The sequence below is a fragment of the Rhodococcus zopfii NBRC 100606 = JCM 9919 genome, from assembly GCF_001895025.1.
Taxonomy (GTDB): Bacteria; Actinomycetota; Actinomycetes; order Mycobacteriales; family Mycobacteriaceae; genus Rhodococcus; species Rhodococcus zopfii.
On sequence record NZ_BCXI01000030.1, the window covers coordinates 67,446 to 88,670 of the forward strand.

Here is a 21,225-nt window from a genome sequence, read left to right on the forward strand (position 1 = left end):
GGGTTTGCATACGGGTGTTCTCGTAAATACCTTGCGTGACTGCGTGAAAGGGACGCCATGCGCCGCCACACCCCGCCTCTCGTGGGCCTCCTGGGCATCAGTGCCCTCGTCGTCGCACTCGCCGGCTGTTCGTCGGCGGATGGATCCGACGGCCCGGCCGATGCCTCGACGATCACCATCGCCACCACCCCGCTCGGTGACGATCCGACCAAGGCGAACCCCGTCGAGGCGCTTGCCGAGCTGCTGGAATCCGAAACCGGCCGCAGCGTGGACATTCTCGATGTACCCGACTACCTCAGCGTCGTCGAGGCCATCCGCTCGGATCACGTCGACTTCGGCATCATGAGCGGGTTTCCCTCCGCACTCGCCGTCAGCACCGGCGAGGTGGATGCATTGATGGCGTGGAAGGGCAGCGACAAACCCGTGTCGACCTGCGTGGTGCTCGACGAATCACCGGTTCGCGAACTCACCGATCTGCGCGGCAAGACGGTCGCCTTCGCCGACCAGGCGTCGAGCTCCGGGTATTTCATGCCCGTCTACATGCTCCACGAGGCCGGACTCGAGCAGAACACCGACTACAACGCGATCTTCGCCGGCGGCCACGAGGGCAGCTTCGCCGCCCTCGAACAGGGTCAGGTCGACGCGGCGTGCACGGCAATCATGCTCACCGAACTCGGCGAGCCGATGTTCCCGTTCGCGGACGGCGAGTGGCGAGGGGTCGGCCAGAGCCCGTCGATGCCGGTGATGGGCGCGGTTCTCGCCCGGCCGTCGCTCGACGACGAGACCCGTGCACTGTTGCAGGACGCACTGCCGAAGGTGTTCTCGGAGCCGAACGCCGAAACGCTCGGCGCACTCGGCGCCGGCTTCATCGGACTCGACGAGATCCTCGATCCCGCCCCCGCCGAGTTCCAGTCCTTCGTCGACATCGCCGCGGTCGCCGGTGTCGAGCTCGCGGACCTGGACGGATGAGCGCCCCGACACTGCCGCCGGTCCGCACGCAGAGCGACCGCCGTCGACCTGGGACACCGCGCCGCTCCGAGTCGTCGGCTCCGGTGACGGTCCGCGGACTTCGAGTGGCGTACGGCGAGCACGTGGTGCTCGACGGTGTGGACCTCGATCTGCACCCCGGCGAGACCGTCGCACTGCTCGGCGCGTCGGGTTCGGGCAAGTCGACGCTCATGAAGAGCCTCACCGGGTTCGCGCCCGTCACCGCGGGCAGCGTTCGGGTCGCCGGGTTCGACGTCACCGCCGCCCGCGGTCGCGACCTGCGGCGGCTGAGGGCCGAGGTCGGGCAGGTCTTCCAGCAATTCAACCTGATTCCCCGCCTGAGTGTGCTCACGAACGTGCTCACCGGCGCATTGCACAGCGCGGGCCCGCTCAACCTCGTCGGCGGCTTCTCCGGTGAACACCGGAAACTCGCCATGCACTACCTCGACCGCGTCGGCATCGCGCACAAGGCGACCGAGCCCGCCCGCTCCCTCAGCGGCGGTCAGCAGCAACGGGTCGCGATCGCCCGCGCCCTCATGCAGCAGCCGAGTGTGCTGCTCGCCGACGAACCGGTGGCCTCGCTCGACCCGAGACTCGCCGACTCCGTACTCGACCTGGTCCGCGGCATCGCGGCCGAATACCGGATTCCCGCGCTCGTGAGCCTGCACGTACTTCCGCTCGCGCTACGCCACAGCGACCGCGTCGTCGGGCTGCGCCGAGGCCGGATGCTCGTCTCGGCACCCACGTCCGAACTCGACGACGCCCGGCTGCTTCCGCTCTACGACCACGAGGACGACGGTGATGACGACCTCGACTGACTCCACCCGCACCGAACGGGCGCAGCCGTCCACCCGGTCCCTCGACCCGGCCGAGCGCCATCGTCTCGAGCGCGCATTCTCGATTCCCCGCACCCGCTTCCTCGCCGGAATCCCGATCGCCGCGCTGGTGCTGCTGTGGTCCTTCGAGGGCGCCGACTTCGACTTCGCGAAGCTCGCCGGCGGCAGCGTCAACACGGCCGAGTTTCTCTCGCGGCTCTTTCCGCCGGACTTCTCGAAGTTCGGCACCATCGTCGAACTGCTGATCGAGACGCTGCAGATGGCGATCGTCGGTACCGTCCTCGGCGCGGGGCTGTCGCTGCTCGTGGCGTTCGCGGCGGCGTCGAACATCGCACCCAAGTGGCTGTACTACCCGGCGCGGTGGGTGATGAACGTGATCCGGTCGGTTCCCGACCTGGTATTCGCCCTCATGTTCGTCTCCGCCGTCGGGCTCGGCCCGTTCGCCGGCATCCTCGCCATGACACTCGGTTCCATCGGCTCGATCGGAAAGATCTACGCCGAGGCGATGGAAGCCGTCGATCGTGGACCCGTCACCGCGATGGAGGCGGTCGGCGCGTCGAAACGGCAGGTCATCGCCTACGGGATCCTGCCGCAGGCCGCACCACTGCTCGTCTCGTACACACTGCTGCTGTTCGAGGGAAATGTCCGGGGCGCAACCATTCTCGGACTCGTCGGCGCGGGCGGCATCGGGCTCGAACTCACCACCGCGATGAAGATGTACAACTACGGCCATCTCAGCGCAATCGTCCTGTGCATCATCGTGCTCGTCACGGTCATAGACCAGGGCAGCGCTCTCATCCGAAGGAAAATCACGTGACCACCGTCGAGATCACCCTCACCACACCCGTCAATCTCCGCGACCTCGGCGGCATCCCGATCTCGGGCGGGATCCTGCGCAGCGGCCTGGCGATCCGCTCCGACGACCTGTCGACCGTCACCCCCGAAACCGCCCACGACCTGGTCTCACGCGGACTCGTCAGTGTCATCGACCTGCGCACGAACGGCGAGGTCGCGCTGACCGGCCGCGGCCCCCTCGCCGATCACGCCGTCGCGTACCACCACCTGCCGCTGATGTCGGATATCCGCGCCGGGAGAACAGCCGAGAAACCCTTCCCCACCTCGCGAGCGGAGTTCGGCGAGATGTACGCGACGATGATGGAAAGCGCCGCACCGCAACTGGCGAGCGCACTGGCGATCATCGCCGTCGCACCCGGAGCGACCGCGTTCCACTGCGCGGCGGGCGCCGACCGCACCGGGGTCCTGGCCGCCGCGCTGCTCCTGACGCTGGGCGCAGCCGACGACGACATCGTCGCCGACTACCGCGTCACCGGCACCAACATGGACGCGATCGCCCGGCGACTGGCCCCCGTCATGGGTGTTCTGCTGGCGCGGCTGGGATTCGATTTCGACGAGGCCGCCCCGGCACGCGACGACGAGCCGTGGGACGTCGCCATGCGGTCCATGCTCGCCCTGCTCCGGGAACGGCACGGTGACGCCCTCGCGCCGCTACGCGCAGCAGGTCTCGGCGACGACACCGTCGCGTTGCTGCGGCGACGGGCCCTCGGCTCGTGACGGTCGCCGGCTCGACCGGGCCGCGGGCATCCGCTGCCCGCGGCCCCGGACGCCCCCGCAACGAGGACATCGGCGCGCAGGTCCTCACTGCAGCAAGAGAACTCATCGACGAGAACGAGGCCATCACGGTGACGCGCATCGTGCAGCGCAGCGGCGTGAGCCGTGCCGCGTTGTATCTGCGGTGGCCGTCGATCACCGCACTCGTCGCCGCTGCCGTCGACGCCGGACGGCAACAACCGGAACCGATCGCCACCGACGGCGATCCGCGCGAGGCGATACTCGGCGCCTTCCTCGGTACCGCAGGAGGCGAACAACCCGCCGGATATCCCGAAGAGCGGTTCCGCCAACGTATCCGGCTCGCCATGGAGGACCCGGACCTGCAGAAGACGTACTGGGTCTCGCACGTGTCGCGACGTCGGGTACCGATCGAGAAGGCCCTGCGCGACGCGATCACGCGGGGGGTGCTCCGCGACGACCTCGACGTCGAGGCCTGCTTCGATCTACTCGCCGGAGTGTTCTACTACCAACTCGTCGTTCGCGGTGACCGGCTCACGGACGAGGCCGTACGCGCCCGCTGCCGTCGGGCCCTCGACGTCGCGTGGCGCGGGATGCTCGCCGGGTAGCCATCGCAACGAGGGGGCGCTCCGGCCGCCGCGCGATGGGCACCGCTGGAACATCACCCCGGCGAACGGTGCCTCCGCGGTGGCGAACAGCCGTTCGAGCTGCGGCAGCGCCGCCTCGTCGTGCATGCGTACGAGACCGGCGCGGTCGAGCTGGTGCCATCGGGTTCCCCCGATCAGCACTGCGGCGAGCGTCGCGACATCCACCTCGACCTGGGGTGCTGCGCCGACACCGCCGATCTCGGGCATGGCCGCAGCCTACGGGTTCACCCCCACACGGCCATCACCGTGCACGCGGAGGCCACGACCAGTACCGTCACGAGATCGCCTGTCCCCCAGCGCGGCCGGGTCCGCACCACCGTCCGCTGCCCCCGGACGGCCAGTGCATCCCCGAGGTCACGGACCTGACGCAGCGACACCGACACGACGGCGCCGACGGCGTCGACGACCTGGTGCCACAGTCCCCTGGGCGTCGGCACACCGGGACGGCCGCGCAGCGCTCGGGCCGCGAAGACCATGCGCAGCTCCTCCCGGATCGACGGCAGCACCCGCAGCGCGAGGGTGCACGTGGTCACCCATTCATCGACCGGGCACCGCAGCAGCCGCAGCGGCGCGAACAGCACCGGCAGGGCGTCGACGATGTCGCTCAGCCGGGTCGTCCACCCCACCAGCGACGCGACGATCAGCAGCGCGAGGCCCACCAGCACCGACCGCACATAGGGGTCGAGGCCACCGCCGAACGAGTTGAGCGCGGCGAAGAAACCGACGGACGCGAACACCCACCACGGCACGGTGGGCACCGCACCGCGCGGGATGCGCGCGACCACGATCGTCGTCGCGAGGACGACGCCCAGCACCAGGAGACTCCTCCAGGTCGGAACGAACGCGACCGTCACCGCCAGTGCGGTGGCGGCGAGGAGTTTGGTGCCGGCCCACAACCGGTGCACGGGTGTTTCCCGCGGTACCGGCCGCAGCAGGATCAGGGGGCGCCGGGGTGCTCTGGTCGTGGTTCTCGAACGGGCGCGTCTCATGCCGCCACCGTCCTGTCGTCGACGATCGTGCCGCCGTCGAGCACCACGGTGCGCGAACAGACCGCTTCCATGCCGTGCAGGTCGTGGGAGATCACGACGATCGTCATGTGCTCGGTCGCGCGCAGGTATCCGAGCAGTGCGACGAGGTCGTGGCGGCCGGTGTCGTCGAGTCCGGCGAGCGGTTCGTCGAGCACCAGCACGCGCGGGGCGCGGGTGAGTTGCGCGGCGACCGCGATGCGCCGCATCTCGCCGCCGCTGAGCGTGTCGACGGCCCGGTCCACCAGGTGTGCACCGAGACCGACGCGGTGCAGCACCGCGGCCACGTACGGGCGGTCGATGTAGTCGAGGCCGGCGACGTCGCAGATCTCCTCGGCGACGGTGGGTCGCTGCAACTGCAGGCGCGCCTGCTGGAATACCAGGCCGATGTCGCCGCGTCGGTCGGCGGTGGGGGTGCCGTTCAGCGTGCAGGTGCCGGTGGTCGGCCGGTGCAGTCCGGCGAGCACCCAGGCGAGGGTCGATTTGCCGGAGCCGTTCGCGCCGACGACGAGCACGCCCTCGCCGCGACCGACCGTCAGCGACACGTCCCGCAGCGCGGTGTGCGCCCACGGGGTGCGCGCGGCGTAGGTGTGGGTGACGTCGCGGATCTCGAGGATCGGATGGGCAACGATCGGAGGGGTTGCCGCGGAAACGGCCCGGGTCGCCGGTGCGGGCGCCGGGACGAGCCGTCCACGTTCGAGGTGGACGACGCGACGGGCCGTGGCGGCTTCCCCCTCGACGTGGGTGACGAGCACGACGGCGGTGCCGTCGCGGGCGATACCGGCGAGCAGGCCGAGCAGGGCGGCACGGCTCGCATCGTCGACCATCGCGGTGATCTCGTCGGCGATCAGCAGAGCCGGGCGGCGGGCGAGCGCAGCAGCCAGTGTCAGGCGCTGCAGTTGCCCGCCGGACAGGTCCTCGGTGGGCCGGTCCGCGAGCCCACCGAGCCCGACCCGCGCGAGCAGTCCGTCGACGTCGATATCGCCGTCGACGAGCCCCCAGCGCACGTCCTCGGCGACCGTCCGCCCGAGGATGTGGGATTCCGGATGCTGGAATACCAGGGCCGTGCCGCCCGGGGCGCCGAGGCCGACGTCGCCGGGGCGATCGACAAGACCGGTCGTCGGGTCGAGTCCGGCGAGGACCCGCGCGAGGGTGGACTTGCCCGAACCGTTGGCGCCGACCACCGCGACGAATTCACCGGCAGCAATCGTCAGGTCGATGTCGGCGAGCGCGTCGGTGGCGGCGCCCGGGTAGCGGTAGGTGACCGAGCTCAGGCGCACGGGCAGCGGCGCCGGTTCCGCCGCCGTGGCCGGCCATTCGATGGGCGGGCTGCTCCACCGGGTGCGGAGCGCGATCGTCCGGAAGATCCCGAAGCTCAGCAGTGCACTGCCGACAATCCCGGCGACCGCCGCGCCGCCGATCCACAACCACCAGTAGTCGACGAGGAAGTCGATGGTGCGGGTGAAGGTGTCGACGAATTCCTGGCCGGCACCCGCCGCCTGGAACGCGCGCAGCGTGCCTTGCATCGACGCGGCGAGCGAATCGAGCAGCAGAATCCTGGACTGTTCGAACAGGAGCAGCATTCCCACCGCGAACGCGGCGACCGCGAGACCCAGCGGAACCGCGCCGGCGAACACCACCAGCACCGCATTCCTTCCCCATCGCCGCTCCGCGTATCCGACGAGCATGCCGACACCGACGAGGACCAGCAGTGTCACGACCGCGAACGGGCCGCCTGCGATGAGCGCGACGACACTCGCCGCGACGGTCGCGGCGATCGCGGATCGCATCCGGTTCCCGGCGGCGAGGAATGCGATCGGCAGGGTGATGAGGACCTGCGCGACACCGACCGGGATGAACCCGGTGACGACGGTGACGACGGAGGTCAATGCTCCGAACACCGCCGCGGCCGAGATCTCGAACGGCCTCAGCGGGCCTCTTGCTGTCGTGGTTACCGCGCGCACCGACCCCAGTGTGCCAGCCAGGCGCCGGGTCGGTCGGCGGCGCCCGGTCGTCGGCCTCGCACCCAGCGAGCACCCGCCGAGCGACGACGACGTGGACGATGAGGAGCCGGTGGTGTGCGTCCAGGTGCACGTCCGGATAGTCGGAGCCGCAGCCGAACTGCTGCGACGCGACGAAACAGCAGGACTCGGGCCAATGCGTAAGCGGCACGATCGATCGGGTGCCGCTCGACCGGGTGAACCGACCTCCGGACGTCAGAGGGACAGCCCCGCACAGCGTCCAGACGCGGCGGGCGTCAGTCCCGATATCAGTTCGGCCGACTGCCGGTTTCCCTCTATGTCTGGCCCTCCGAGACGCGCTTCATCTGGTCGCCGCAGCAGATCTCCGAGTGCTCCATCCCCTCCTCGGTGCAGGGGCACGGCTTCTCGTAGACGATCTGTGACCCGCACTTCTCGCAGGCGTAGCGTTCTCCGGCACTTCTCGGCATGACTGTCTCCGATGTCCGACGGTGGCTTCCACAGGACGGTGACTTCCACAGTAGGCACCACCCCCGGGGACCGTGAGGGCTTTGATGTTTCGCACTTCCACGCCGCATCCGCGCAACATGACGTCCATGCGCGTACGAGTCGACCCGCGGCTCGCAGTCGAAGACGATCCGTTCGTTCATCAGCTGGAACCGGGCAAGATCTTCGATGCTGAAATCGACGAAGGTGGCCGCGAGGGACCCCCGCACACCGCGCGGGGTGCCGGGCGGTCCGCGACATCCCCGATGGGTTCGGGCCCGCGGCCGCGGATGTCAACCCTCCGCGGGGGTGGGCGTGATGAATTCCGGCTGGTCCAGCACTCGCAGCCAGCTTCCGTCCGCCTGCCGGCGGACGACCTGCGCGCGGGCCCCGGCGCCGTCGCGCGGCGGGGTCGACGTCAGCGCAAGGTCGCCGCTGACGAGCGTCGGCAGCGGCGGTTCGGGTTCGAATCGCGGTGCCCTGGCGAGCACTGCCGCCCACAGATTCCGAATGGCGGCACGCCCGACCGTGACGGATCCCGGCGGGTACGCCAGAACGGCGTCCTCCTCGTACAGGGCGGCCACGCCGTCCGCATCGCCGGCATTGGATCGTTCGACGAACAGCCGGGTGATGTCCTCCGGCGTCATCGCCTTCTCGCGCTTTGTCGACATCGGTGTGTCCTCTCCGGATGGGGAATCGGTATCTCTCCACCTTCGTGGGCCGGACACGAGAAGTCCAACAGATAGTTCTTGTCGTAACTAGAATCAGTAGTTATGGAACTTCGCCAGCTCGAGTACTTCGTCGCGGTAGCCGAAGAAGCCAACTTCACCCGCGCGGCCGCCCGCGTGCACATCAGCCAATCCGGGGTTAGTGCCCGGATCCGGCAGCTGGAGAACGAACTGGGCGCCGCGCTGTTCGACCGCAGTAGCCGTGTGGCCACACTCACCGCCGCCGGGGAAGCCGCGCTCCCCCACGCCCGGGCGACCCTGGCCGCGGCACACGCCGTGCGCGCGGCCGTCGACGACGTGAACGAGCTGGTCCGGGGCCGGCTCGCGGTCGGTATGGTCACCGCGTGCACGGTGACACCGTTGTTCGACGCGCTGTCCGCGTGCCGTCGCGCACATCCCGGCGTCACCGTCGATCTCGTGGAGGACAACTCGGACGTGCTGGTGGACCGGGTGCGTGCCGGCACTCTCGACGTGGCACTGGTCGGACTTGCGGACGCACCGCCGGATGACCTCGAGTCGCTGACGATCGTGTCCGAGCGGATCGTCGTTGCCGTGCCGCCGGCACATCCGCTCACGGAGCTTCCCGCGGTGCGCCTGTCGGATCTGGCTCCGCACCCGTTGATCTGCTTGCCCCGGGGCACCGGTATCCGGACGGTCCTGGATCGAACATGCGCGTCGCGAGCGGTCACCGTCGATGTCGCGATGCAGGCCAGCGCGCCCGACGCCGTGGCGGACCTGGCGGCACGCGGACTGGGAGTGGCGATCCTCAGCACGTCGATGGCCCGGTCGTACCCGGGCCTCGTTCCCCTACCGCTGGAAGATGCCGACGTCGCCGCGGTCCTCGCGCTGGTGTGGCGACCCGATCCGTCGCCCGCCGTGCAGGCGCTGAAACGCACGATGGCGCTCACCCCCGGAGGAGTGAGCGCCATCGGCGTCAGTGAGAACTAGCTCACTTGATGATCTTCGTGACGCGACCGGCGCCGACGGTGCGGCCACCCTCGCGGATCGCGAAGCGCAGGCCCTCGTCCATGGCGACCGGCTGGATCAGGACGACCGACATCTCGGTGTTGTCGCCCGGCATGACCATCTCGGTGCCCTCGGGAAGGGTAACAACGCCCGTCACGTCCGTGGTACGGAAGTAGAACTGCGGACGGTAGTTGTTGAAGAACGGCGTGTGGCGGCCGCCCTCTTCCTTGTTGAGGATGTAGGCCTGGCCCTCGAACTCCGTGTGGGGAGTCGTGGTGCCCGGCTTGACGACGACCTGGCCGCGCTCGACGTCCTCGCGCTTGATGCCACGGACCAGCAGACCGACGTTGTCGCCGGCCTGGCCCTGGTCGAGCAGCTTGCGGAACATCTCGATGCCGGTGACCGTGGTCTTGGTCGAGGTCGGCTTGATGCCGACGATCTCGACTTCCTCGTTCACGTTGATGACACCGCGCTCGATGCGGCCGGTGACGACGGTGCCACGACCGGTGATCGTGAAGACGTCCTCGACGGGCATGAGGAACGGCTTGTCGGTCTCACGGACCGGGTCCGGGATCGACTCGTCGACGGCATCCATCAGATCCTCGATGGACTTGACCCACTTCGCGTCGCCCTCGAGCGCCTTGAGCGCCGAGATCGGGACGACCGGAGCGTTCTCGTCGAACTCCTGGGCGGCCAGCAGCTCGCGGACCTCCATCTCGACGAGCTCGAGGATTTCCTCGTCGTCGACCATGTCGGCCTTGTTCAGGGCGACGAGGATGTAGGGCACGCCGACCTGGCGGGCGAGCAGCACGTGCTCACGCGTCTGCGGCATCGGGCCGTCGGTGGCGGCCACGACCAGGATCGCGCCGTCCATCTGAGCAGCGCCGGTGATCATGTTCTTGATGTAGTCGGCGTGACCCGGAGCGTCGACGTGCGCGTAGTGGCGCTTCTCCGTCTGGTACTCGACGTGGGAGATGTTGATCGTGATACCACGAGCCTTCTCCTCGGGAGCCTTGTCGATCTGGTCGAACGCGAAGCTCTCGTTGAGATCCGGGTACTTGTCGGCCAGCACCTTGGTGATCGCAGCCGTGGTGGTGGTCTTGCCATGGTCGACGTGACCGATGGTGCCGATGTTCACGTGCGGCTTGGTCCGCTCGAACTTCGCCTTCGCCACTGGAATGTCCTCCTGGACTGTTGTTGCTTGCAGTATGCAGCAGTGCGGTTTTATTACTTGGTCGTGCAGGTGACCGAGGGGATAACCCGGAGGTTACTCGCCGGTCGCCTTGGCGATGATTTCCTTCGAGACGTTCGACGGAACCTCTGCGTAGGAATCGAACACCATGGAGAAGTTCGCCCGGCCCTGGGTCTTCGACCGCAGGTCACCGATGTAACCGAACATCTCCGAGAGCGGAACCAGCGCCTTCACGACACGGGCACCACTGCGTTCCTCCATGGCCTGGATCTGGCCACGGCGGGAGTTGAGGTCGCCGATCACTTCACCCATGTAGTCCTCGGGGGTGGTGACCTCGACAGCCATGAGCGGCTCGAGGATGACCGGAGCAGCCTTGCGGGCAGCTTCCTTCAGGGCCTGCGAACCGGCGATCTTGAACGCCATTTCCGACGAGTCGACGTCGTGGTACGCGCCGTCGAGCAGCGTGACCTTCACGTTCACCAGCGGGTAGCCGGCGAGCACGCCGTACTGCATCGCGTCCTGCGCACCGGCGTCGACGGACGGGATGTACTCGCGCGGCACGCGGCCACCGGTGACCTTGTTCTCGAACTCGTAGGTCGCGCCGTCCTCGCCCTTGAAGGGCTCCAGAGCGATGATGACCTTTGCGAACTGGCCGGAACCACCGGTCTGCTTCTTGTGCGTGAACTCGAGCTTCTCGACCGGCTTGGTGATGGTCTCGCGGTACGCGACCTGCGGCTTGCCGACATTGGCCTCGACCTTGAACTCGCGACGCATGCGGTCGACGAGGATGTCGAGGTGGAGCTCGCCCATGCCGCCGATGACGGTCTGGCCGGTCTCCTCGTCGAGCTCGACCGAGAAGGTCGGGTCCTCTTCGGCGAGCTTCTGGATCGCGGTGCCCAGCTTCTCCTGGTCGGACTTGGTCTTGGGCTCGATGGAAACCTGGATGACCGGATCCGGGAAGGTCATGGACTCGAGGACGATCGGAGCGTCCTGCGCGCACAGGGTGTCGCCGGTCGTGGTGTCCTTCAGGCCGATCATCGCGTAGATGTGGCCCGCGACGGCCTCGTCGACCGGGTTCTCCTTGTTGGCGTGCATCTGGAACAGCTTGCCGATGCGCTCCTTCTTGCCCTTGGTGGCGTTGAGCACCTGGGCACCGGGCTCGACCCGGCCGGAGTACACGCGGACGAAGGTCAGCTTGCCGAAGAACGGGTGCGCGGCGATCTTGAAGGCCAGAGCCGAGAACGGCTCGTCCTTGCTCGGCTTGCGCGTGAGGACGGTCTCCTCGTCGTTCAGCTTGGTGCCCTGGACCTCGCCGATGTCCAGCGGGTTCGGCAGGTAGTCGATGACCGCGTCGAGCATGGGCTGAACACCCTTGTTCTTGAACGCGGAGCCGCACAGCACCGGGTAGAGCTCGGAGTTCACCGTCATCTTGCGGATGGCGGCCTTGATCTCCGCGACGGTGAGTTCCTCGCCGCCGAAGTACTTCTCCATGAGCTCTTCGTCGGACTCGGCGACGGTCTCGAGCAGCTTCTCGCGGTACTCGGCGGCCTTGTCGGCGAGGTCGGCGGGGATCTCCTCGTAGGTCGGCTCGGCGCCGATCTCGACGGTGCCGCGCCAGGTGATGGCCTTCATCTCGACGAGGTCGACGACGCCGTCGAAGGCATCCTCGGCACCGATCGGGAGCTGCAGGACCAGCGGCTTCGCACCGAGACGATCGATGATCGTCTGCACGGTGAAGTAGAAGTCCGCGCCCATCTTGTCCATCTTGTTGACGAAGCAGATGCGCGGAACGTCGTACTTGGCAGCCTGGCGCCAGACCTGCTCGGACTGGGGCTCGACGCCCTCCTTGCCGTCGAACACGGCGACCGCGCCGTCGAGGACGCGCAGCGACCGCTCGACCTCGACCGTGAAGTCGACGTGGCCGGGGGTGTCGATGATGTTGATCTGGTTCTTGTTCCAGAAGCAGGTCACGGCGGCGGAGGTGATGGTGATACCACGCTCCTTCTCCTGCTCCATCCAGTCGGTGGTCGAGGCACCGTCGTGGGTCTCACCGATCTTGTAGTTCACACCGGTGTAGAAGAGGATGCGCTCGGTCGTGGTGGTCTTGCCGGCATCGATGTGCGCCATGATGCCGATGTTGCGGACCTTGTTCAGGTCGGTCAGCACTTCCTGTGCCACAGGTAAACCCCGCTCGTAGCTCGTGTCGGTCCTTGGGTGCGGACCACGTGTTCTTGTGTTGTCAGCCGGCCGTCACAGGACCGACACAGATGTGCGAGCAGCCGACCGGGAGGACGCGGTAACCGATCCTCCCGGCCGGCACCGACTCACCAGCGGTAGTGCGCGAACGCCTTGTTGGCTTCAGCCATCTTGTGGGTGTCCTCGCGACGCTTCACGGACGCGCCGAGACCGTTGCTCGCGTCGAGAAGCTCGTTGGCCAGACGCTCCACCATGGTCTTCTCACGACGCTGACGCGCGAAGGTAACCAGCCAGCGCAGGGCCAGCGTGGTGGAACGGCCGGGGCGAACCTCGACCGGGACCTGGTAGGTGGCGCCACCGACGCGGCGGCTGCGGACCTCGAGGGCGGGCTTGACGTTGTCGAGCGCGCGCTTGAGGGTGACGACCGGATCGGTGCCGGTCTTCTCGCGAGCCTGCTCGAGTGCCTCGTAGACGATGCGCTCGGCGGTGGACTTCTTACCGTCCAGGAGAATCTTGTTGACAAGCTGCGTGACCAGCGGCGAACCGTAGACCGGATCGGCGATCAGCGGGCGCTTGGGAGCGGGACCCTTACGTGGCATCAGCCCTTCTCCTTCTTCGCGCCGTAGCGGCTACGCGCCTGCTTGCGGTTCTTGACACCCTGGGTGTCGAGCGAGCCACGGATGATCTTGTAGCGGACACCCGGGAGGTCCTTCACACGACCGCCGCGCACGAGCACCATCGAGTGCTCCTGGAGGTTGTGACCCTCACCGGGGATGTACGCGGTGACCTCGACCTGGGAGGTCAGACGCACGCGGGCGACCTTCCGGAGAGCCGAGTTCGGCTTCTTCGGGGTGGTGGTGTACACGCGGGTGCACACGCCACGGCGCTGCGGGCTGCCCTTGAGGGCCGCGGTCTTGACCTTGGCGGTCTTGTCGCGGCGGCCCTTGCGGACCAGCTGATTGATGGTTGGCATCTACAGGCTTTCTCGTTGTCTGGAGCTGCTCATACGAGCAACCTCGGCTGTTCTGAAATTAGGGATCCATCGGTTGGGGCAAGGAAGCAACTGCCCCGCACCCGGCCCCCCGTGTGCACACGAGGTCGGGCGTGTCGCGTACCCCCACACAGGCAGCCGGGGGCTCGCAAACTGCAGTTGTCTACAGACCGCGCGCACGGCACTACCTCGCATAGGCACACAGATCGGCCCGGGCATGCCGGACACGACCCACAACGATACCTGGCGCCGAGCCACCGGGTCAAAGTGAGCAACGGCTCGTACCACCGCCTCGGACCGTCGCTCAACTGCTCAGGTTCAGTGTGAGCCGAACCAACGTGGCGGCCGCCTCGCACGGGTCGGGATGCCCCGATCCCGGTGCGTACTGCACCCACCAGCCGAAGATGCCCGCGGTGGACGCGTTCGCCGAGACACCGCACGAATCCGGATCGGCAGGTCGCCGCATCTGGATCGCCCGCCTGCCCTCGACTGTGGTGTTCTCCACCGCGTATCCGAGCCGTTCACCGGCCTCGCGTTCGGTGTCGAGCGCGCCCGTCTCGAACCAGTTGAAGGTGACCTTGACGGGACCGGTGGGCCCGTCACCGTCCCAGCGGCAGATCGCACCGAAGAACCCGCGCAGCACGTAGTCCGATCCGACGCTCTGCGCGATCTGCTCGTCGGTGACGGCATCGCACTCGGTGAGCAGCTTGGTGAACTCCGCCGACGCGCCGGCCCCGCCGGCGCCCTCCTGAACTGCCCTGCCCTCGACGGTGCGACCGCAGCCGGTGAGCGCAGCCACGGCGGCCACGCAGGTCAGTACCGCCGCCGTGCGCCGCCGGCGTGCCGCGGCGATTCCGGTCGTGATCATTTCGCCGACCTCTCCACGGACAGCTCCGCGAGCCGGCGCGCGACCACGCACGCATCCGCGGCGGGCGTGAAGTCGGAGTACGTGACGGACCAGTGGACGAAATCGCCGCCGAACTGCAGGCCGATCTCACACAGCACGATCTGCCCCAACTCGTTCTGCGCCGAGCCCATGAACCCCTCGTGCCCACCGATCTCGACGTCGGCGGCAGGACGGCCGATCAGATCGGAGCCGGCACGTTCCCGCCCGATGGGACTGCCGCGGTACCAGGAGAACGTGACGCTCGGCCCACCCACCACGGTCTCCCACTCACACCCCACCGAGTTGCGGGTGACCGTCGCGAACGTCCCCAGACCGAAGGCGGCGGCCACCTCGTCGTCCGTGACCGAGCTGCACTCCCCGAAGAACGGACCGGGCTCGGTGACCTGCGGGGCGGACGGCGCATCGGCGACCGGAGGCCCGTCGTCACCGGAGCCGCACCCGGTGGCGGCGAACCCGACGACCGCGACCGCGGCCAGCATCGTGGCCTGCTTGGCAAGCATGAGCACTGACCTTACCGAGCCGAGCCCTCGGTCGCCGGACGACGACGCGCGGGGTCGATGACCGTGTCGAGCTGGGCGGCCCAGTGCCGCACGATCTCGGCGCGGCGGCGCGAATCGTCGGTGAGCACGTCCGCGAGACCGAGACCGCGGGCCAGGTCCAGCGTGGCCTGCACCATGCGGTGCACGACCGGGTCGGAGCCGTCCGCGCCGAGTTCCTCCACGGCCACGCGATGCGCGACGCGTCCGAAGCGCTCCTCGAGCGGCACGATGCGCGCCCGCAGTTCCGGGTCGGCGGCCGCAGCGGTCCACACCTGTAGCGCAGCCCGGAACAAGCTGCCGGTGTACTGCTCGACGAGCCGGGCGACGACGGCCTCGGTGCGGGCCGGACCGAACGGAAGGTCGATGCTCTCGCTGCGCACCATGTCCATGCGGCTGTCGAACATGAACTCGAGCGCGGCGGTGATCAGCTCCTCGCGGGTCGGGAAATGATGCTGGGTCGCGCCCCGCGACACACCGGCACGTTCGGCGACGACACCGACGGTGGTCGCACTCCACCCGAGTTCGGCGAGGCAGTCGATCGTCGCTTCGAGCAGCCGCTGGCGCGTCGCGCGGCTGCGGTCCTGCTTGGGCTCGCGCCTCACTGCTGCCCTCCGTGTGTGTCGTGCTGTGCGGCTGCCACGGCACTCTTCCCCGGAGCCGGCAGCTGACCCATGATGGCACCGCACGGCAGGTCGCCGGGTGCACGGCGCGCCCTTTCGTACACTCGAGAACGACACGAACGGGAAGGGGAGGTCTCATCGTGGCGACACTTGTCAGGCGGGAGGACTATTTCGACGCCGCCATCGAGATTCTGTCGACGGACGACCACGGTGGTCTCAAACAGGCGCCCCTGTGCCGGCACCTGTCGGTCACGACCGGATCGTTCTACAACTATTTCCAGAGCTGGGGTCAATTCAAGACCGAGTTTCTGCAGCACTGGCTCGACCAGCGCACGCTGCAGCTCGTCGACGCCGCCCGGCTCGTCGGCGCTTCCGATCAGCGCCTCGAGCTGCTCATCGAGTTCGCATGTGCGCTGCCGCACCGCGCAGAATCCGCGATCCGGGCCTGGGCACACAGCGACGGCGAAGTCCGGGCCGTACAGAGCGTGGTCGACGAGCAACGATTCGCGGTCGTGCTCGAAGCCACCTCCGGACTGCTCGGACCCGGCGTCGACGCCGAGAACTTCGCCCGGATGGGCCTGCTCATCCTGTACGGCTACCAGCAGTCGATGCCGCAGCCGGATCTCGAGCAACTCCGATGGGCACTGAAACGCACGTTCTCGGACGCGCTGGCCGCGCGCGCGGTGGCATAGCTCCCGCGGCCCGCCGCGGTACAGAATTCGCGGCCCGCCGCGGTACAGAATTCGCGGCCCGCCGCGGTTGCCGTCGTCGTCAGGCACGGTCGAGCAACACCTGTTCGAACTGACGGCGCCACTCGCGCAGGTACGGATCCGTCCCGGCGTCACGCGGATCGATCGCGTAGCCGAGGGCGACACCGCGCATGCTCGTGTACACGAGGTCGCGGATCTCGGCGTAGCGGGAATGCGCAGTCAGGTCCGATCCGAAGAACCTGTCCGTCTGTTCCTTGATCATGCCGCCGAGTGCCCGTTCCAACGGGAGCAGCTCGGTGCGCAGATCCTCGTGCGAACGCGCAGCCAACCACAGTTCCATCGATGCCCAGAAGTACGGCTGGCGGAAGTGCTGCCACATCAGGTCCACGGCCACCTCGATGCGCTCGACCGGGTCCGTCGGCCACCGCCGATCCCGGCCGACGTCGCGCACTCCCCTCGCGGCGAGGTGGTGGACGGCGGCGACGAGCAGCGAGTCCCGATTCGGATAGTGGTGCAGCAACCGACCGCGGGACACACCGGCGGCCTGCTGGATCCGCACGGTGGTCGCCCGCGAGTAGCCGTGTGCGACGAGGACCTCGACGGCGGCGTCGAGGATCGTCGTGCGGGTGGCGCGGCTGCGTTCCTGCTCCGCGCGGCGTCGGCTGTCGTCGGCCGGCCCTGTGCTCATGACTGCACTGTTCCTCACCGGGGTCCGCTCGATCAAAAGCACCCGCGGCCGACCGATTCACATCCGCGTCCACGATGCAGGCCTGCGCTGCAGGAACGCGGTCATTCCTTCGATCGCTTCGTCGGAACCGAACAGGCGGGCCGACTGCGCGGCCAGTTCGTCCCCGTAGCGGTCGAAGTCGGCGAGGACGCGCATCGTGGTGAGCCGTTTGGATTCGGCCAGGCCCTGCGGCGAGCACTCGGCCAGTTCGGCGAGCAGTTCGTGCACGGTCGCGGCGGGATCGTCCGTCTCCATCGTGACCAGGCCGATCCCGACCGCCTCCTCCGGACCGAAGCGTTCCCCGGTGAGGAAGTACCGGCCCGCGGCCCGCTGGGACAGACGCGGCAGCACGGTCAGGGAGACGATCGACGCGGCGAGACCGAGCTTGGCCTCGGTCAGCGCGAACGTCGAGCGTGGTCCCGCGACGACGATGTCGCACGCGCCGACCAGGCCCATCCCCCCGGCCCGCACGTGACCGTCGATCGTCCCGACGACCGGTTTCGGAAGTTCCAGAATCGCGCGCAGCAGCGCCGTCATCTCACGGGTCCGCTGCGCAGCCGCCTCAGACGGATTGCCCGACGCCTCACCGAGATCGGCTCCTGCACAAAATGTTCCGCCCGTGTGGGTGAGAACGACCGCGCGAACCCCGGGATCGGACGCGGCCGCGTCCAGACCGCGATGCAACTCGTCGAGCATGCGCGCCGACAGTGCGTTGCGGTTGTGCGGCGAGTCCAGGGTCAGCTTGGCGAACCCGCGCGACGCCTCGTACCGCACGTACGTCTCGGAGCGTTCCGAACCGGTCACTTGTGTCTCCTCTACAAAACCGTCGCCTCCACGAACTTTCGCGTCTGCGAACTCAGTACGACCGCGGCAGCCCCAGGGAATGCTGGGACACGAAGTTGAGGATCATTTCCCGGCTCACCGGAGCGACCCGCGCGATGCGAGCGGCACCGAGCAGCGACGCGAGACCGTACTCCTGGGTGAGACCGCCACCGCCGTGGGTCTGGATCGCCTGGTCGAGTGTCTTGATGCTGGCCTCGGCGCCCGCGTACTTCGCCATGTTCGCCGCTTCCGCCGCGCCGAAGTCGTCGCCGCTGTCGTACAGGACGGCGGCCTTCTGCATCATCAGCTTCGCGAGCTCGAGTTCGATCTTGCACTGCGCCAACGGATGTGCGATGCCCTGGTGCGCACCGATCGGGTCCTTCCACACGGTGCGCTCCCCGGCGTAGCGCACCGCCGCGTCGAGGGCGTAGCGGCCGATCCCGACCGCCATCGCCGCACCGAGGATGCGTTCGGGGTTGAGCCCGGCGAACAACTGCATCAACGCCGCTTCCGGTTCACCGACCAACGCGTCGGCGGGCAGCCGCACGTCGTCCAGGAACAACGCGAACTGGTGGTCGGGTTCGATGATGTCCATTTCCATGGGCGTCTTGACGAAACCGGGGGTATCGGTGGGCACGATGAACAGGGCGGGCCGCAACTTGCCGGTCTTCGCGTCCTCCGTCCGGGCGACGACGAGCACCGCGTCGGCCTGGTCGACACCGGAGATGAAGATCTTACTGCCGCTCAGGATCCAATCCTCGCCGTCACGCTTGGCGACCGTAGAGATCCGGTGCGAGTTCGAGCCGGCGTCGGCCTCGGTGATTCCGAACGCCATGATCTTCGAGCCGTCCGCGATTCCGGGCAACCACTGCTGCTTCTGCGCATCGGTGCCGTACTTGGAGATGATGGTGCCGCAGATCGCGGGCGACACCACCACCAGGAGCAGGCCACAGCCCTTGGCAGCGAGTTCCTCCTGGACGAGCGCGAGTTCGTAGATGCCGGCGCCGCCGCCGCCGTACTCCTCCGGCAGGTTCACACCGAGGAAGCCGAGTTTCGATGCCTCCTGCCACAATTCGGTGAGCGGTTCGTGGCGTCGAGCCTTCGGCAACACGTAGTCGACGTAGTTGTACCGTTCGGCGAGCGCCGCGACCGCGGCTCGCAACTGCTTCTGTTCGTCGGTTTCGATGACACTCATGCCTGATCTCCTTCTGAGATTTGCGCGTCCGCCTCCGCCACGACGGCCAGGAGCGCGCCGACGGTGACCTGCGCGCCGACGGTGACGTTCAATTCGGTGAGCACCCCCGAGGCGGGGGCGGTGATCGTGTGTTCCATCTTCATCGCGTCGAGCCAGAGGATCGGCTGCCCGGCGGCGACGGTGTCGCCGACGTCGGCGCCGAGACGGATCACCGCGCCCGGCATCGGCGCAAGCAGCGACCCCGCGGCGACCTGCGTGGACGGATCGGTGAAGCGAGGGACCTCGTGCAACCGGACCGGTCCGAGCCCCGAGTCGACATACACCGCGTCGACAGACACCCCGTCGTCGTAGCGCGCGACCCGGAATTCTCGGCGCAGCCCGTCCAATTCGAGTACCACCCGGTCGGGCCGCTGGTCGAGAAGGACAACTGTGTCGAACCCGGCTGTGTCGAACCCGGCTGTGTCGAGACCGGTGCGGCCGAGCCGGTAACGCACCTCGTGCTCACCGTGGTCGCCGACGTACGTCTTGACCTGCGGCCCGGACGGCAGGTTCCGCCAGCCACTCGGCAGGCCCGCGTTCACGAGCGCGGTTGCACGGCGGTGTGCGGCGTCGGCGAGGGCCGCGGCCAGCGCCGAGGCCGCCTCGGCCCGCCGGTCCGCCAAGGGAGCCGACAGCGCTTCGAGGCCGTGCGTGTCGAAGAACGCGGTATCGGTGTCGCCGGCCAGGAACGCGGGGTGCCGCAGCACGTTGACCAGCAGGTCGCGGTTGGTGCGCACACCGTGTACCTCGGCGGAGGCGAGGGTGGCGGCGAGCAGCCGTGCCGCGACCGCGCGGGTCGGCGCCCAGGAGATGACCTTGGCCAGCATCGGGTCGTAGTTCACCCCGACCTCGGTGCCGTCGACAACCCCCGAATCCAGTCGTATCCCGGTCTCGCGCAGCACCGTGAACTCGGCGGGCAGGGTGGCGAGCGCGAGCCGGTGCACCGTGCCGGACTGCGGTTGCCAGCCCCGCGCGGGGTCCTCGGCGTAGAGCCGAGCCTCGATCGAGTGCCCTCGGACCGCGGGGGGTTCGGGAGCGAGCCGTCCTCCGGCCGCGACATGGAGTTGCAGCTCGACGAGGTCGAGGCCGGTGGTGCATTCGGTGACCGGATGCTCGACCTGCAGGCGGGTGTTCATCTCCAGGAAGTAGAACTCACCCGCTGTGCTGCCCTGCCCGGTATCGCCCGTGGCGAGGAACTCGACGGTCCCGGCGCCCTCGTAGCCGATGGCCGAGGCCGCGAGCCGCGCCGCCTCGAACAGACGCTCCCGCATCCCGGGCACGGCCTCGACGAGCGGCGAGGGTGCCTCCTCGACGACCTTCTGGTGCCGGCGCTGAATGGAGCATTCACGTTCCCCGACCGCCCACACGGTGCCGTGCCGGTCGGCGAGCACCTGCACTTCGATGTGCCTGCCGGTCTCGAGATAGCGCTCGCAGAACACGGTGGGATCGCCGAAGGCGGACTGTGCCTCGCGCCGGGCCGCAGCCAGTTGCTCGTCGAGGTCCGCGAGCTCGCGCACCACCCGCATGCCGCGGCCCCCGCCCCCGGCGGAGGCTTTGATGAGCACGGGTAGATCCGCGGCGGTGACCGCCGCCGGATCGAGTTCGGCGAGCACCGGCACCCCGGCCGCGGCCATGATCTTCTTGGCCTCGACCTTCGACCCCATCTGTTCGATCGAGGCCGGCGGCGGACCGATCCACGTGAGTCCCGCGTCCCGGACGCTCCGGGCGAACCCGGCGTTCTCCGAAAGGAATCCGTATCCGGGGTGGACGGCGTCGGCACCGGCGGCGAGCGCGGCGGCGACGATGAGGTCGCCGCGCAGGTAGGTGTCGGCCGGGGCGTGCCCCGGCAGGCGTACCGCGACGTCGGCGTCGTCCACGTGCGGACTGTTCGCGTCGGCGTCGGAGAACACCGCGACGGTCGCGAGGCCGGTGCGCCGGCAGGTCGCGAAGACGCGGCGCGCGATCTCGCCGCGGTTGGCCACGAGCACCCTGGACACGGGGGCCGGCACCGCTGCGCCGGTCAGGGACGGTTCCACTGTCATCGCG

Annotated in this window: 22 protein-coding genes and 1 pseudogene; 7 read left to right on the forward strand and 16 right to left on the reverse strand. The window is 68.5% G+C overall.

Features of this window, described 5'->3' with window-relative positions; translation table 11 throughout:
- The first annotated feature begins 57 nt into the window (after positions 1–57).
- The 5 genes from phnD to RZ1_RS18900 are packed head-to-tail and all read left to right on the forward strand — an operon-like array spanning position 58 to position 4,018.
- The gene (gene phnD, locus RZ1_RS18880) at positions 58–969 is read left to right on the forward strand and encodes a phosphate/phosphite/phosphonate ABC transporter substrate-binding protein (protein WP_072814030.1); all 912 of its coding nucleotides are present in this window, start codon (positions 58–60) and stop codon (positions 967–969) included.
- Positions 966–1,805, forward strand: coding sequence for a phosphonate ABC transporter ATP-binding protein (locus tag RZ1_RS18885; protein WP_083583777.1), 840 nt, complete (start codon positions 966–968; stop codon positions 1,803–1,805). Before phnD ends, RZ1_RS18885 begins: the two co-directional genes overlap by 4 nt.
- Positions 1,789–2,640, forward strand: a complete 852-nt coding sequence (phnE, locus tag RZ1_RS18890) for a phosphonate ABC transporter, permease protein PhnE (protein ID WP_072814032.1) — start codon at positions 1,789–1,791, stop codon at positions 2,638–2,640. Before RZ1_RS18885 ends, phnE begins: the two co-directional genes overlap by 17 nt.
- A complete protein-coding gene (locus tag RZ1_RS18895) occupies positions 2,637–3,395 on the forward strand; it encodes a tyrosine-protein phosphatase (protein ID WP_072814033.1) in 759 nt (252 codons plus the stop codon). Before phnE ends, RZ1_RS18895 begins: the two co-directional genes overlap by 4 nt.
- A complete protein-coding gene (locus RZ1_RS18900; protein WP_072814034.1) occupies positions 3,392–4,018 on the forward strand; it encodes a TetR/AcrR family transcriptional regulator in 627 nt (208 codons plus the stop codon). The genes RZ1_RS18895 and RZ1_RS18900 overlap by 4 nt, the downstream gene beginning before the upstream one ends.
- A 75-nt stretch (positions 4,019–4,093) precedes the next feature.
- Here RZ1_RS18900 and RZ1_RS31420 read toward each other — a convergent pair.
- From RZ1_RS31420 to RZ1_RS18920, 5 genes and pseudogenes are all read right to left on the reverse strand, one after another.
- Positions 4,094–4,264: pseudogene (locus RZ1_RS31420) on the reverse strand (sterol carrier protein domain-containing protein); the annotation flags it as partial.
- A 17-nt stretch (positions 4,265–4,281) separates the two neighbouring features.
- On the reverse strand, positions 4,282–5,046 hold the full coding sequence (locus RZ1_RS18910) for an energy-coupling factor transporter transmembrane component T family protein (RefSeq protein WP_072814036.1): 765 nt from the start codon (positions 5,044–5,046) through the stop codon (positions 4,282–4,284).
- Entirely contained in the window at positions 5,043–7,046 is a 2,004-nt protein-coding gene (locus tag RZ1_RS18915; protein ID WP_218020469.1) for an ABC transporter ATP-binding protein, read from the reverse strand. Before RZ1_RS18915 ends, RZ1_RS18910 begins: the two co-directional genes overlap by 4 nt.
- Positions 7,047–7,378: 332 nt before the next feature.
- Positions 7,379–7,531, reverse strand: a complete 153-nt coding sequence (locus tag RZ1_RS30955; RefSeq protein ID WP_218020470.1) for a hypothetical protein — start codon at positions 7,529–7,531, stop codon at positions 7,379–7,381.
- 309 nt (positions 7,532–7,840) lie between these two features.
- Positions 7,841–8,218, reverse strand: a complete 378-nt coding sequence (locus RZ1_RS18920) for a YybH family protein (protein WP_072814037.1) — start codon at positions 8,216–8,218, stop codon at positions 7,841–7,843.
- A gap of 102 nt (positions 8,219–8,320) precedes the next feature.
- Here RZ1_RS18920 and RZ1_RS18925 point away from each other — a divergent pair, with 102 nt between their 5' ends.
- Positions 8,321–9,223 (forward strand): LysR family transcriptional regulator, encoded by a 903-nt coding sequence (locus RZ1_RS18925; protein ID WP_072814038.1) that lies wholly within the window; start codon positions 8,321–8,323, stop codon positions 9,221–9,223.
- A gap of 1 nt (position 9,224) precedes the next feature.
- Here RZ1_RS18925 and tuf read toward each other — a convergent pair whose 3' ends face one another.
- The 7 genes from tuf to RZ1_RS18960 all read right to left on the reverse strand — a co-directional run bounded on the left by tuf (position 9,225) and on the right by RZ1_RS18960 (position 15,668).
- Positions 9,225–10,415, reverse strand: coding sequence for an elongation factor Tu (gene tuf, locus RZ1_RS18930; RefSeq protein WP_072814039.1), 1,191 nt, complete (start codon positions 10,413–10,415; stop codon positions 9,225–9,227).
- Between the two features lie 93 nt (positions 10,416–10,508).
- Complete coding sequence (gene fusA, locus RZ1_RS18935) at positions 10,509–12,611, reverse strand: elongation factor G (protein WP_072814040.1); 2,103 nt, start codon at positions 12,609–12,611, stop codon at positions 10,509–10,511.
- A gap of 146 nt (positions 12,612–12,757) precedes the next feature.
- Positions 12,758–13,228 carry a 30S ribosomal protein S7 gene (rpsG, locus tag RZ1_RS18940; protein WP_068159523.1) on the reverse strand — a complete coding sequence of 157 codons (471 nt, stop codon included), beginning with the start codon at positions 13,226–13,228 and terminating at the stop codon, positions 12,758–12,760.
- On the reverse strand, positions 13,228–13,602 hold the full coding sequence (gene rpsL, locus RZ1_RS18945; RefSeq protein WP_072814041.1) for a 30S ribosomal protein S12: 375 nt from the start codon (positions 13,600–13,602) through the stop codon (positions 13,228–13,230). The genes rpsG and rpsL overlap by 1 nt, the downstream gene beginning before the upstream one ends.
- 322 nt (positions 13,603–13,924) lie before the next feature.
- Entirely contained in the window at positions 13,925–14,488 is a 564-nt protein-coding gene (locus tag RZ1_RS18950; protein ID WP_072814042.1) for a DUF3558 domain-containing protein, read from the reverse strand.
- On the reverse strand, positions 14,485–15,027 hold the full coding sequence (locus tag RZ1_RS18955) for a DUF3558 domain-containing protein (protein WP_083583780.1): 543 nt from the start codon (positions 15,025–15,027) through the stop codon (positions 14,485–14,487). The genes RZ1_RS18950 and RZ1_RS18955 overlap by 4 nt, the downstream gene beginning before the upstream one ends.
- A gap of 11 nt (positions 15,028–15,038) precedes the next feature.
- Positions 15,039–15,668 (reverse strand): TetR/AcrR family transcriptional regulator, encoded by a 630-nt coding sequence (locus RZ1_RS18960; protein ID WP_072814043.1) that lies wholly within the window; start codon positions 15,666–15,668, stop codon positions 15,039–15,041.
- 158 nt (positions 15,669–15,826) lie between these two features.
- On the opposite strand from RZ1_RS18960, the gene RZ1_RS18965 reads away from it, so the two are divergent.
- Complete coding sequence (locus RZ1_RS18965; RefSeq protein WP_072814044.1) at positions 15,827–16,378, forward strand: TetR/AcrR family transcriptional regulator; 552 nt, start codon at positions 15,827–15,829, stop codon at positions 16,376–16,378.
- A 79-nt stretch (positions 16,379–16,457) separates the two neighbouring features.
- On the opposite strand, the gene RZ1_RS18970 is transcribed toward RZ1_RS18965, so the two are convergent.
- Genes RZ1_RS18970 through RZ1_RS18985 form a run of 4 tightly spaced genes read right to left on the reverse strand, consistent with a single transcriptional unit; the run spans position 16,458 to position 21,221 of the window.
- The gene (locus tag RZ1_RS18970) at positions 16,458–17,084 is read right to left on the reverse strand and encodes a TetR/AcrR family transcriptional regulator (protein WP_072814045.1); all 627 of its coding nucleotides are present in this window, start codon (positions 17,082–17,084) and stop codon (positions 16,458–16,460) included.
- 57 nt (positions 17,085–17,141) lie between these two features.
- On the reverse strand, positions 17,142–17,927 hold the full coding sequence (locus RZ1_RS18975) for an enoyl-CoA hydratase family protein (RefSeq protein WP_072814046.1): 786 nt from the start codon (positions 17,925–17,927) through the stop codon (positions 17,142–17,144).
- Positions 17,928–17,979: 52 nt separating this feature from the next.
- Positions 17,980–19,140 (reverse strand): acyl-CoA dehydrogenase family protein, encoded by a 1,161-nt coding sequence (locus RZ1_RS18980; protein ID WP_072814047.1) that lies wholly within the window; start codon positions 19,138–19,140, stop codon positions 17,980–17,982.
- Positions 19,137–21,221 carry an acetyl/propionyl/methylcrotonyl-CoA carboxylase subunit alpha gene (locus RZ1_RS18985; RefSeq protein WP_072814048.1) on the reverse strand — a complete coding sequence of 695 codons (2,085 nt, stop codon included), beginning with the start codon at positions 21,219–21,221 and terminating at the stop codon, positions 19,137–19,139. The genes RZ1_RS18980 and RZ1_RS18985 overlap by 4 nt, the downstream gene beginning before the upstream one ends.
- Between the last annotated feature and the right edge of the window lie 4 nt (positions 21,222–21,225).